This window comes from Novosphingobium sp., from assembly GCF_040398825.1.
Taxonomy (GTDB): Bacteria; Pseudomonadota; Alphaproteobacteria; order Sphingomonadales; family Sphingomonadaceae; genus Novosphingobium.
In genome coordinates this window covers 193,798-206,455 of record NZ_JBBATI010000002.1, presented here as the reverse complement: position 1 = coordinate 206,455, position 12,658 = coordinate 193,798, and the positions used below count along the sequence as shown (strand labels likewise).

11 protein-coding genes and 1 tRNA gene are annotated in these 12,658 nt (G+C 64.7%); 2 read left to right on the top strand and 10 right to left on the bottom strand.

Translation table 11 applies throughout. From position 1 onward, the window contains the following. Positions 1 to 366: 366 nt before the first annotated feature. The 6 genes from ABWP89_RS02355 to ABWP89_RS02330 form a co-directional block, all read right to left on the bottom strand. Positions 367 to 442, bottom strand: a tRNA-Lys gene (locus ABWP89_RS02355). Between the two features lie 109 nt (positions 443 to 551). Next, positions 552 to 1,667, bottom strand: a complete 1,116-nt coding sequence (rodA, locus tag ABWP89_RS02350) for a rod shape-determining protein RodA (RefSeq protein ID WP_353226911.1) — start codon at positions 1,665 to 1,667, stop codon at positions 552 to 554. Beyond that, positions 1,667 to 3,763 carry a penicillin-binding protein 2 gene (gene mrdA, locus ABWP89_RS02345; RefSeq protein ID WP_353226904.1) on the bottom strand — a complete coding sequence of 699 codons (2,097 nt, stop codon included), beginning with the start codon at positions 3,761 to 3,763 and terminating at the stop codon, positions 1,667 to 1,669. The genes rodA and mrdA overlap by 1 nt, the downstream gene beginning before the upstream one ends. Before the next feature lie 6 nt (positions 3,764 to 3,769). Beyond that, the gene (gene mreD, locus ABWP89_RS02340) at positions 3,770 to 4,342 is read right to left on the bottom strand and encodes a rod shape-determining protein MreD (protein ID WP_353226903.1); all 573 of its coding nucleotides are present in this window, start codon (positions 4,340 to 4,342) and stop codon (positions 3,770 to 3,772) included. A gap of 4 nt (positions 4,343 to 4,346) precedes the next feature. Next, entirely contained in the window at positions 4,347 to 5,252 is a 906-nt protein-coding gene (locus ABWP89_RS02335) for a rod shape-determining protein MreC (protein WP_353226901.1), read from the bottom strand. A 115-nt stretch (positions 5,253 to 5,367) separates the two neighbouring features. Next, positions 5,368 to 6,414, bottom strand: coding sequence for a rod shape-determining protein (locus tag ABWP89_RS02330; protein ID WP_353226900.1), 1,047 nt, complete (start codon positions 6,412 to 6,414; stop codon positions 5,368 to 5,370). Between the two features lie 185 nt (positions 6,415 to 6,599). Here ABWP89_RS02330 and mutL point away from each other — a divergent pair, with 185 nt between their 5' ends. Further along, positions 6,600 to 8,438 (top strand): DNA mismatch repair endonuclease MutL, encoded by a 1,839-nt coding sequence (mutL, locus tag ABWP89_RS02325; RefSeq protein ID WP_353226898.1) that lies wholly within the window; start codon positions 6,600 to 6,602, stop codon positions 8,436 to 8,438. Positions 8,439 to 8,629: 191 nt separating this feature from the next. Continuing rightward, entirely contained in the window at positions 8,630 to 9,052 is a 423-nt protein-coding gene (locus ABWP89_RS02320) for a hypothetical protein (protein WP_353226897.1), read from the top strand. A gap of 20 nt (positions 9,053 to 9,072) precedes the next feature. Here ABWP89_RS02320 and ABWP89_RS02315 read toward each other — a convergent pair whose 3' ends face one another. The 4 genes from ABWP89_RS02315 to ychF all read right to left on the bottom strand — a co-directional run bounded on the left by ABWP89_RS02315 (position 9,073) and on the right by ychF (position 12,564). Continuing rightward, positions 9,073 to 10,275 carry a tetratricopeptide repeat protein gene (locus ABWP89_RS02315; RefSeq protein ID WP_353226896.1) on the bottom strand — a complete coding sequence of 401 codons (1,203 nt, stop codon included), beginning with the start codon at positions 10,273 to 10,275 and terminating at the stop codon, positions 9,073 to 9,075. A gap of 78 nt (positions 10,276 to 10,353) precedes the next feature. Then, on the bottom strand, positions 10,354 to 10,857 hold the full coding sequence (locus ABWP89_RS02310; protein ID WP_353226894.1) for a Cif family virulence factor: 504 nt from the start codon (positions 10,855 to 10,857) through the stop codon (positions 10,354 to 10,356). 130 nt (positions 10,858 to 10,987) lie between these two features. Continuing rightward, the gene (locus ABWP89_RS02305; protein WP_353226893.1) at positions 10,988 to 11,446 is read right to left on the bottom strand and encodes a MaoC family dehydratase; all 459 of its coding nucleotides are present in this window, start codon (positions 11,444 to 11,446) and stop codon (positions 10,988 to 10,990) included. Positions 11,447 to 11,463: 17 nt separating this feature from the next. Continuing rightward, on the bottom strand, positions 11,464 to 12,564 hold the full coding sequence (ychF, locus tag ABWP89_RS02300) for a redox-regulated ATPase YchF (protein ID WP_353226892.1): 1,101 nt from the start codon (positions 12,562 to 12,564) through the stop codon (positions 11,464 to 11,466). Positions 12,565 to 12,658: the final 94 nt, after the last annotated feature.

Genomic DNA, 12,658 nt, shown 5'->3' with positions numbered 1-12,658 from the left:
CGATAAAAATTTGCTTCGCGCTGGGGCTGCCTCCGGTCGGGCTACGCCCTCCCTATGCCAGCCCCAGCGCGAAATCCGTGCCCGTAATCCCCAGCGCAACGCCGCCAGGTGGTTCCCTTTTGCACGCCGATAGTGGGTCCCGTTTGGACGCCGATTGCCATTCACAGACCGCCATGTGCGGTCATTCCAGTTCGGCCCATAGCCGGGGCGCCGAACCGAAAAATCGCTCTCCAAAAATCAAAAGCTCATCGGAACGCCAAAAAATATCCATGCTCAGGCTGCTACCTAGAAAGCTACCTAGCGGGGCTCGAGCCGTTTTGAGCAACAATTACCATGCTGATAACGTATTGATATTAAGTGGAAAAATGGTGGACACACTTGGGTTCGAACCAAGGACCCGCTGATTAAGAGTCAGCTGCTCTGCCAACTGAGCTATGTGTCCGTCACCATGGCGCAGTGGCGTTGCCGTGCGCGGAAAGCGTCGCTCTAGCGATTTTTTGCCTGCTGCCAAGCCCCATTTGGCCTTGGGGGTGTTTTTTTGACGGTGGCGGTCAGTTCAGCCCCCGCGGGACGCGCCGGGACCAGCGGTCGACGGCCATGATCGTGCCGATGCAGATCATGTTGGTCATCATCGATGATCCGCCGTGGCTGAGGAATGGCAGCGGGATGCCGACCACCGGGGCCAGCCCCATCACCATCATCATGTTGATGCACACGTAAAAAAAGATCGTGGTGACCATGCCCGCGGCCAGCAGCCGCGAAAACCGGTCGGGCGCGCGCATCGCGACTTTCAGCCCCCAGCCGAGCACCATGGCGAACACCGCCAGCACAAACAGACCACCTACCATGCCCCATTCTTCCGACATGGTGGCAAACACGAAATCGGTATGCGCCTCTGGCAGGTAATCCAGATGCGCCTGCGATCCGTTGCCAAACCCTTTGCCAAACATCCCGCCCGATCCAATCGCGATTTTTGACTGGGTGATGTGATAGCCCGATCCCAGCGGATCGCTTTCCGGGTCCATGAACACCAGCACGCGTTTGCGCTGGTAATCGTGCAGCACGAAAAAGAACATGATCGGCGCGGCCACCGCCGCCGCCACGCCGCCGCCGATAAACAGCCCCAGCGGCAATCCGGCGATGAACATCATCACCAGCGCGCCAAAACTGATCGCCAGCGCGGTGCCCAGATCGGGTTGCAGCATGACCAGCCCGGCCGGGATCGCCAGCATCAGCAGCGGCGGCACGATTGCGCGCCAGGCGCGCAGCTCGTTCAGCGGCAGCATCGCGTAAAACCACGCCAGCACCAGCACGATGCCGGGCTTCATCAGTTCCGACGGTTGCAGCGTCATGAACCCCAGGTTCAACCAGCGCTGGCTGCCCCCGCCGATCCGCCCGATCAGTTCGACCAGCACCAGCAACACGCACAGCACGGCATAGCCCGGCAGCGCGACCCGGCGGAACCAGTGCTGGGGCGCGCGGGCCAGCAACATCGCCATCACCAGAAAGCCGAAAAAGCGGATGACGTGGCTTGCCGCCCACGGCTGCAACCGTCCACCGGCGGCGGAATAGAGCACCGCGCCGCCAAACAGCGCCAGCGCGGTCAGCGGCACGATCACCTGCCACGGCTGGCGCGCCAGCGCCTGCGGCACATAGGCGCGCGGCATCATTGCGCGGTGGCCGGGCTGGCCGACGCAGCGGGTGGCGCAGTTGCCGGAGCGGGGGCAGCCGATGCCGGCGCGACAGGTGTGGGCGGCGCGTCGGGTTCGGCGGCCGGGTTGGCGGCGTCGGTTACCGGGGTGTCGGGACCATTGTCGGCGGTATCGTCGCTGGCCTGGTCGTCGGGGGCATTGTCATCGGGCGCGGCTGGCGCGCTGGCGCCGTATTTCGCGGCATAGGCCGCATATTTTGCGGCCATGCGCTGCTGCACATTGCCGCCCCACTGGCTTTCATAATCGTTCAGCACCGCCAGCGCCTTGGTCTGATCGAACAGATACGTCATCACGTCGCGCGCCACCGGATAGGCCGCGCCCGATCCGCCGCCATGTTCGATTACCACGGCGCAGGCATAGCGCGGTTTGTCGAACGGGGCAAAGCAGATGAAATGGCCGTGGTCGCGGCGTTTCCATTCGCCGCCCTTGCCATTGCCCATGTTCAGCCCGACGACTTGCGCGGTGCCGGTCTTGCCCGCCATCTGCACGCCGGGGATCGGCAATCGCGCCTTGCCCGCGGTGCCGCGCCCGTTGACCACTTCGTTCATCGCCGCGTGCACCAGATCGAGATGATCCTGTTTGATCCCCAGCGATGGTGGCCGCGGCGCATGGCGATCAAACATCAGCCGTGGCATGTGTTTCAGACCCGACGCCAGCCGCGTGGCATAGACCGCCTGCTGCAACGGATTGACCAGCATATACCCCTGGCCGATGGTGGCATTGACGGTGTCATAAACCGCCCATTCCTTGTGATATTTGCGCATTTTCCACGCGGGATCGGGCACCGTGCCATAGGATTGACCGGGATAGGGCAGGGGGAATTCTCCGCCCAGGCCCATGCGCCGCATCATCGCCGCGATCGTGTCCATGCCGATCTGTTGCGCAAAGTGATAGAAATAGACGTCGCACGATTGATAGATGCCCTTCATCATGTCGGTCGAACCGTGGCCATGATGGTTCCAGCAATGGAACACGCGGTTGCCGACGCGCAAGCCTCCCGCGCAATTGACTGCGGCGTGCGGGTCCAGCCCGGCCTCCAGGAAAGACAGCGCCACCATCGGTTTTACCGTCGAACCCGGGGGATACAGTCCGCGCAAGACCTTGTTGCGCAGTGGCACATGGTCATCTTCGGACAGCATTTTCCATTCGATGCGGCCGATCCCGTCGGAAAACGAATTGGGGTCGTAACAGGGCATCGATACCATCGCCAGCACATCGCCGGTCAGGCAATCCATCACCACCACCGATCCGCTTTCCAGCCCGATGCGGCGCGCGGCATATTCCTGCAGCCCGGCGTGGATGGTCAATTGCACCGGTTGCCCGGGCACGTCTTCGCGCGTGCCCAGTTCGCGCACCACCCGGCCGCTGGCGGTGGCCTCCACCCGGCGCGCGCCGGGCACCCCGCGCAGCCGCACTTCAAACGCTTTTTCCAGGCCATCCTTGCCGATTTTGAACCCGGGGGTGATCAACAGCGGATTGTGTTCACGCACATAGTCATCGGCCGACGCCGGCCCGACATAGCCGATCAGATGGCCAACCGCGGCGCCGCTGGGATACAACCGAGAAAACCCGCGCTGGGGGATGACGCCTGGCAGTTCGGGCAGCCGCACGCTGACCGCGGCAAACTTGTCCCAGTCCAGCTTGCTGGCGACCTCGACCGGCTGAAACCCGTGCGATTTGTCGATCTTGTCGCGGATATCGGCGATCCGGTCGGCGGGCAGATCAAGCAGGCTCTGCAATGTCGCGAGCGTCGCATCAGCATCGGACAGCCGTTCGGGAATCAGATCGACGCGGAAATCGGCGCGGTTGGACGCCAGCGCGACACCGCTGCGATCGAGCACCCAGCCGCGCCGGGGCGGGATCAGCGCCAGATTGACCCGGTTGCTTTCCGATGCGGCGCTGTATTTGGCGTTCTGCGCCACCGCCAGATAGCCCAGCCGGCCCGCCAGCAGCAGCCCGACTCCACCCTGGACGGCACCCAGCAGAAAGGTGCGGCGCTGGAACGTCTGGGTCAGCCGCGCGGCGGTCAGGGGCAGTCTGGGTTTGGCCATCGCCGGTTACAACCGTTGCAACGGCAACAGGCGTACCCGGTCCAGCCCCGCGATCAGGCGATTGATGGCCGGAAACAGCACCAGCGTCATCAACCATTGCGGCCCGATCGTCAGCGGCAGCGGATAGCGCGCGGCCAGCCCGGCGAGGCCCGCCGCCACCACCAGATAAACTGTCAACAGTGCCGCCGCCGCCGCCCAGTCCTGCACAAACCCGCGCCACAAAAACCGTTCGTCGATCACATCCATCGCCAGCATGGCCAGCGACCACAGCAGGATCGCCGATCCGAACGGCTGCCCGCTGAACAGATCATCCCATGCGCCCAGCGGCAGCCCGACCCAGATCGGCAACAGATTGGGCCGCAACATGCGCCAGGCCAGCAGCGCCATCAGCGCCAGCGGCGGGATCACCGGGGCAGACGCGATGACCGGCGAAAACGTCACCAGCGACAGCGCCATGATCGATGCCCAGGGTAGCCCGGCCGCCAGCCATGGCAGCGGCGCACGGTTGATCGGCCGGCGCGGGGTGGCGTCGCGTGCCGTGGCGAGTCCGGTGGTGGGCTGGCGCGCCTTGGTCGCCATGGGTTCAGTTTTCGTCCTTTAGCGGCGGACCGGCGGCCTTGACCGTGGCGGCCATCGCGGCCGTGGCGGCCGCGCTATAGACCGGCAGCACGATGACATAATCGGTCGCCGCCGGGTCAGCCGCCAGCCGGCCTTCGGCGCCATCGCGGCGCGTCGTGGCGACCACCGCCACCGGCACGCCGGGGGGATAGATTCCGCCCGATCCCGATGTCACAAACACATCGCCGGGGTGCAGCGGATTGTTGCCCATCGACAACAGGCGGATGGCGATGCGGCCGTTGGCGGTGCCCTGCACAAATCCGGGCAGGCCATCGCCGGCGCGGCGCACCGGCACGACATTGTCGGCATCGCTGATCAACAGCACGCGCGCGGTATCCGGGCTGGTTTCCACCACCCGGCCGATCAGCCCGGCGGCGCCGCGCACCGCCTGACCGGCGTGCACGCCGCGCAGCGTACCGGCATCGATAATGGCAAAGCGCCGCGCGCTGACCGCGGTGGACCCGATCAGCCGCGCGGTGGCGACCGGCGGCTGGGCCGGTTCGACGATGTGCAGCAATGCCTTTAACCGGCGGTTTTCATCGGCCGTGGCGCGGGCGGAAACCGCGGTGGCGCGGGCGGCGGCCACTTCGCGCGCCAGCGCCAGATTCTGGCGGCCGGTATCAAACCACGCACCGATCGCGGCGACCAGATTGGCGCCAGACCGGCGTGCCGTGGCCGATGCTTCGCCGACCGGCGCGGCAATTTCGCTGCCGGCACCGCGCAACCAGGCAAACGCCCCGGGATCGAACAGCGAAAGCCCCAGCGCGATCACCCCCACCGCGATACCCACGACGAGGATCACATAGCGGGTAAAAATGCCGTATTGCGCCCTGCGCGAATAGCCCGGGCGCAAATCTCGCGACCGCGCCATAACAGATGCTTCCCTTACCGATCGCCCCGGGCGGCTGGACGCGCGTTGTCCAGACGTTCGGGGCGATGAACAATTGCCGACCGTCGCACCGTCCGACCCAAACGGGTCGGGCGGGTCAGGCGGTCATCAGCACGCCGCGATAGATCGGATCTTCCATCGCGCGGCCGGTGCCCAGCGCGACGCAGCTCAACGGATCTTCGGCAACCGATACCGGCAGGCCGGTTTCGTTGCGCAGATGTTCGTCCAGCCCGCGGATCAGCGCGCCGCCACCGGTCAGCACGATGCCCTGGTCAACGATGTCGGCGGCCAGTTCGGGTGCGGTGTTTTCCAGCGCGATGCGCACGCCTTCGACAATCGCGCCGATCGGTTCGGACAGCGCCTCGGCCACATTGGCCTGGGTGATGGTGATTTCCTTGGGCACACCGTTGACCAGATCGCGGCCCTTGATGTGGATGATTTCGCCAATGCCATCGGCCGGGATAATGGCGATGCCATAATCCTTTTTGATGCGTTCGGCGGTGGCTTCACCGATCAGCAGGTTGTGATGGCGGCGCACGTACGACACGATCGCTTCGTCCATCTTGTCCCCGCCCACACGCACCGATGTGGTATAGGCCAGACCACGCAAGGACAGCACCGCGACCTCTGTCGTGCCGCCGCCGATGTCGACCACCATCGATCCGATCGGTTCGGTCACCGGCATGTCGGCGCCGATCGCGGCGGCCATCGGTTCCAGAATCAGGAACACCTGGCTGGCACCGGCGTTGCTGGCGGCATCGCGGATCGCGCGGCGTTCGACCGAGGTGGAACCCGATGGCACGCAAATGACGATTTCGGGATAGCGCAGCACGCTTTTTTTGCCGTGCACCTTTTGGATGAAATGCTTGATCATCGCCTCGGCGACTTCGATGTCGGCGATCACGCCGTCGCGCAACGGGCGGATCGCTTCGATGTTGTCGGGCGTCTTGCCCATCATCATCTTGGCATCGTCGCCCACGGCCTTGACTCGCTTGATGCCATTGATCGTCTCGATCGCCACCACCGACGGCTCGTTAAGTACGATACCGCGATCCTGCACATAGACCAGCGTGTTGGCCGTGCCGAGGTCGATCGCAATGTTCTGGGAACCGAACTTGAAGAATCGCGAAAACATTGAAGCCATCAGGAAATCCGTCGAATCAGCGGCTTGGAACCAAGGTCCAGACCGCCCCAAAAAGTGGGTATGCATCAGGGAAGCGATCCCATTAGCGCAAGCCTTTCGCAAAACCCAAGCAATTATGACGCTGAATCCGGATAACCTTGGCGCCCCGTCTCGAAAATCGGCGGGTTTGTCGCTAACGGGGGTATATGGCTTCACTTCCACGCCAAATCCGCCGGCTTCCCGAACACCTCGTCAACCGCATTGCGGCGGGCGAAGTGGTCGAACGCCCGGCCAGCGCGTTGAAGGAACTGGTGGAAAACGCCATCGATGCCGGCGCCACGCAGATCGCCGTGCGGGTGAGCGAGGGCGGGCTGGCGATGATCGAGGTCAGCGATGATGGCTGTGGCATGGTGCCCGCCGAAATCGCGCTGGCGCTGGAACGCCACGCCACATCAAAACTGCCCGAAAGCCTGATCGGCGCCGACAGCGCGCTGGAACGCGTGGTCACGCTGGGCTTTCGCGGAGAGGCGCTGCCGTCGATCGCCTCGGTGGCAAAGCTGACGATCGAAAGCCGGTCGCGCGCAAGCGGCGAAGCGCCAACCGGGGAAGCCTGGAAAATGGTCATCGACCATGGTGTCATGGTGGTCGACGGCCCCGCCGCGCTGCCGCCCGGGACGCGCGTGCGGGTGGAGGATCTGTTTGCGCGGGTACCGGCGCGGCGCAAATTCCTGCGGTCGGCGCGCAGTGAATGGGCGGCCTGTCTGGATGTGGTGCGGCGGCTGGCGATGGCGCGGCCCGATATCGGCTTTACGCTGGAACACGATGGCCGGCGCGCGTTGCAGGTGCAGCCGGGTGAACGGCTGGATGTGCGGGTGGCGCAACTGGTGGCGCGCGATCTGCCCGCCAATTCGGTGGCGATCGATCTGGCGCGCGGCGATTATCACCTGGTTGGCGTGGCCGGACTGCCGACGTGGAACCGCGGTGTGGCCGACCACCAATACCTGTTCGTCAACGGCCGCCCGGTGCGTGACCGCCTGCTGATTGGCGCGGTGCGCGGCGCCTATGCCGATATGCTGGCGCGTGATCGCCATGCGGTGGTCGCGCTGTTCCTGACGCTTCCGGCCGAAGAGGTCGATGTGAACGTCCACCCGGCCAAGACCGAAGTGCGGTTTCGCGATTCGGCGCATGTGCGCGGGATGATCGTTTCCGGGCTGCGGCACGCGCTGGCGACGAGCGACCGGCGGGCGGTGCAGACCCCTGATCGCGCCGCCATGGCCGCGTGGCAGGCGGAACCCTTGGCACCATCCGGGCCTGAACCCGCGCCGCAATCCAGCCTGTTTGCGCAGTCCGCACCTCGCCTGGGTGAGGCGGGCGCGGCCTGGCGCGGGTATGAGGCGGCGGTGATGGCGCCACCGATGGCGCGCGCCGAAACCGCCGCCGCGCCGGTGCCCAACGTGATCGCGCACCCGCTGGGCGTGGCGCGCGGGCAGGTTGCGCGGACCTATATCGTCGCCGAGGCCGATGATGGCCTGGTGCTGGTCGATCAGCACGCCGCGCACGAACGGCTGGTGCTGGAACGTTTGCGCGCCGCCGGGGCGGGGGCGGGGGATGCACCCGCGCAGGCCATGTTGTTGCCCGAAGTGGTCGAATTGGATGAACTGGATTGCGACCGGTTGGAGGATGCGGCGGGGGAACTGGCGCGGTTCGGGCTGGTGCTGGAACGGTTCGGCCCGGCCGCCGTGCTGGTGCGCGCGGTGCCGGCGGTGCTGGGGCAGGGCGATCCCCATGCGCTGGTGCGCGATGTGGCGGATGATCTGGCGCGCAACGGTGCCAGCCTGATGGTGGGCGAACGCATCGATCTGGTGCTGGCGACGATGGCCTGTCACGGATCGGTGCGCGCCGGGCGTGCGCTGTCGGTGGCGGAAATGAACGCGCTGCTGCGCGAAATGGAGGTGACGCCGCGATCGGGGCAGTGCAACCATGGCCGCCCGACCTGGATCAAGCTGGCGCACGGGGATATTGAAAAACTGTTCGGGAGAACGTGATGCGCAGGGTTTTTATACGAAGCTGCACTGACGTGCAGTCAGACCTCCCGCCCCGCCTCCCGCGACGAAGAGCACAAAACGTCCGGGGGACGTTTTTGCCGAGGAGCCGACCACCACAGCATGATGGTATCATTGGTGGTCGGGTGGGGAGGCGGGGCGGGAGGTCTGGGTCGCGCATCGCGCGACTTGCTATGATCGCACTGCTGCCGCTGGCCGGATGTTCCGGGGCCCAGACCGATATGCCGCAACTGGCGCTGCAACCGATCCTCTATTTCGATGTCACGCAGAACAAGCTGTATGGTTCGGGCTGCAATTTCGTGGCCGACGGTGGCGGGATGGGCGCGGTGTTCCTGGCCCTGGCCGACCGCGGGTTGATCAAGGTTGATGATCATATCGTGCCGCTACCCGTCGCCACCGATGGCGCGCCGCTGCCGCAGGGCGCGCGCACGCATTATGCCGGGCCGCTTTATGCCGCGACGCTGGTGCCAGTCGCGGGCGGCAAGCACAAGACGCTGGGCGTGGTATCGGTGTTTACCGGCCACCTGGTAGTGACCGACGCCAAGGGCCAGACAGTGTACGAGGCCAATGGCGATACGCAGTGCAAACCGGTGTAGCGTTGCCGGTGCGGTAACGCTCAGTTTGCGGGTTTCGGCGTGCCGGGTGAAACAGGCGCGACATTCCACCAGGCAATTGCCGATGCATAGGGCTCTCCCAGTACGCGGGCGCGGCCCGCCATGGCATGCACGAGTCTTGCGTCAGTGAGCGCCTTGGCGACCGTCTCACGCTCGGCCGGATCGGTCTGGTACCCCGGTTGCAACTCTATCATCAGCACCGATCCCGGAGCGGCATTGGCAACCAGCGGCGCCAGTTCGGCGGCCAATCCCGCGGCATCGTGCATGCACCGATAGGCGCGCAGGCGGGTCTGTGACCGGACTGACTCGGTGAAAGGCGTTTCGGGATCAGGCTCGATCAGGGCCAGCATCCGCATCGCCTCTTCATGATTGCCCAGCCCATTCAGCGCGCAGGCCCTGATCGCCGCGAAATAGGCGTGGCTGTCCGGCATGTGGCGGCCGGTTTGAAACAGCTTGGCGGGGCTGATCTGGTCGTAACCGCGTTCCTCGGCATTGATCAGCGTCAGCGCCCGTGCGTAATTTCCCGCGATCGCCAGTTTTGCCGCCAGGTTGACATTGATGTTTTCGATCGCGCTCTGGTCAGACGTGGTTGCAGCCGCCTGTTGCAGCGCGCCAATTGCGCTGTCGACTGCCCCGGAGCGTTCAAACAGTGTGGCGAGTTTGACCTGGATTTGGCCAGTGTCGAGCGCGTCTTGCGCGATGGCTGGCGTGGTGATCTCCGCCTGTGCCAGGGCGATCGCCTCCGATATCTTGCCGGCATCGCTCAGCGCATCAAGATACTGGGTGAACGCCAGCAATTTCTTGGGCCACAGCGCCTGTCTTTCGCGCAATGTGGTCGGCACGAAACGGGATTGATCGTTCAGCGCACTTTCGGTCTGCGCCAGTGAGCGATCGCGCAAGCGGCGCAGATCACTGCCAGCCCATGCCAGCAAGTCCGGCCAGACCGCGGCCAGGCGTTCGTCGGCAAGCACCTTCAACGCGTCTTTGACCCGGGTGATGCCAGCCACCGGCTTGATCGTGCCATCCGGTGCACGGATCAGCACCCCGGCAAGGTCACCTTCGACAACGAACCGGACCACGTCCGATGGACTGGCCGGAGCCGGGGCGGGGCCGGTTTCGGCCTGGACCCCGGTCGGGATCAGCGCGAACATGGCCAGGGCGAACGCAGCGCCGCACTGTTTCAGACGGACGTTGCGTATCACCATGATCGCCCCGGTTTGGCGTGGATTGCAGGTTGCCGATGGCACATTGCCGGGTTCAAGCCAAGCCGGACGGCACGTGCCTTATTTGGCAGTACCGGTGCGGGTATAGGCCCAGCCGGCGATTTTCCAGGTGCTGCCCTGCCGCACCAGCAGAAACGCAAACTGGCCCAGCGTTGCGGTGGCGACGCCGGCCTTGCTGGTAAAGGTGATGGTTGACGGTACGGTGGCATAGGCGCGGTCACCCGCCAGGTTCATCGCCCCGGGCGCGCCAAATGTCACGTGGGTGCCGGCAACATCCGATGCCTTGGCCCAGGCGCCAAAATCGCCCAGCCACGCCTTCACCGCATCCTTGCCCGACCAGGCAAACGGCGCAAATTCATCAAGGATGGTCGGCGTATCGATATGCAGCCCGGCGAACTTCGGAACGTCCAGCACGTTGAGCGAATCGGCGATCCCGTTGATCACCGCGGTAATGGCCTGCTGATCGGCGGTTGTGCTCGCGGCGGGCGCCGGCTCTGCGGCCAGCACCGGCGATCCGGTCAGTGCCATCAGGGCAAGTGCGGCAGTCATCATCATCGAACGCATCAGGCTTTCTCCCACTCGGGACCCTGCAATTGCATCAGGATCACCGCCGACCGCGAACGTGTCACCGTCGCGCTGGCCTGTCAAACCGTCGTGGACCGTATCCCTTCCGGTTCGGGGAGGATTTTGGGTGTCAGTCGGTGCCGCCTGCATCGCGGGTGCGGACCATGGCGCGGCTGGTCATGCTCAGCACCATCACGCCGTCCTGGTTGAACGCGCGGGTGGCGCTGCGGAAAATGCCGCGATCAGGCTTGGTCTTGCTGCGGCGCTTTTCCAGCATTTCGGTTTCCACGGTCAGCGTGTCGCCGGGATAGACCGGGTGCAACCAGCGCAGATCATCGACCCCGGGTGAACCCAGCCCCTGATGGCCCGAATGTTTGTGCCGTTCGACGATCATTGCCATGACCATCGCGCAGGTGTGCCAGCCGCTGGCCGACAGCCGCCCGAAATGGGTGGCCGCCGCCGCCGCATCGTCCAGGTGGAACGGCTGCGGATCGTACCGCGTGGCAAACGCGATCACCTCTTCGCGGGTGACCGGATGGCTGCCGAACCGGTGCACTTCGCCCACCACCAGGTCTTCATAGAATTGCATCGCTGGCACCCCCGCCATCAGACGTTGAAGCGGAAATTCAGCACGTCGCCGTCATGCACGACGTATTCCTTGCCTTCCTGGCGGAACTTGCCCGCATCGCGCGCGCCGGCTTCGCCGCCCAGCGTGACATAATCGTCATAGGCGATGGTTTCGGCGCGGATGAAACCGCGTTCAAAATCAGAATGGATTTCGCCGGCGGCCTGCGGCGCGCGCGCGCCCTTGTGCACGGTCCACGCCCGGGTTTCCTTTGGCCCCACCGTAAAGAACGTGATCAGGTGCAGCAGTTCGTACCCTGCCCGGATCACACGGTTCAGCCCGGTTTCGTGCAGGCCCAGTTCGGCCAGGAACGCCAGCCGTTCATCGCTGTCCATGCCGACCAGGTCGGATTCGATCGCCGCCGACACGATCACCGCCTCGGCGCCTTCGGCCCTGGCCTTTTCAAACACGCGTGCGGAAAACGCGTTGCCGGTGGCGGCGCACTCTTCTTCGACATTGCAGACATACAGCACCGGCTTGGCGGTCAGCAATTGCGCCTGTTTGAACACGCGCAATTCTTCTTCATCCCTGGGCACGGTCAGCCGCGCCGGCTTGCCCTGGCGCAGCAGTTCCAGCGCCTGGCCCAGCACAGAGGCCATGATTTTCGATTCCTTGTCGCCGCTGCTGGCCTTTTTCTGGGCGGCAGGCACACGCTTTTCCAGGCTGTCGAGATCGGCCAGCATCAGTTCGGTTTCGACCGTTTCGGCATCCGAAATCGGGTCGATCTTGTTGTCGACGTGCTGAATATCGATGTTTTCGAAACAGCGCAGCACATGCACCACCGCATCGACTTCGCGGATGTTGCCCAGGAACTGGTTGCCCAGCCCTTCGCCCTTTGACGCGCCACGTACCAGCCCGGCAATATCGACAAAGCCCAATTGCGTCGGGATGATTTTCTGGCTGCCGGCAATCCCCGCCAGCTTTTCCAGCCGCGGATCGGGCACGCCGACATTGCCGACGTTCGGCTCGATCGTGCAGAACGGATAATTGGCCGCCTGCGCCGCCTGTGTTTCGGTCAGCGCATTGAACAGCGTCGATTTGCCGACATTGGGCAGGCCCACGATCCCGCAGCGAAAACCCATGTGCGTGTCACTTTCCTGATCGGCCGGGCGAACGCGGCCATTTGACTTGGGCGCGGCGATGGTATTCCTTTGGCCCAAGGTCAAGGGGGAAGGC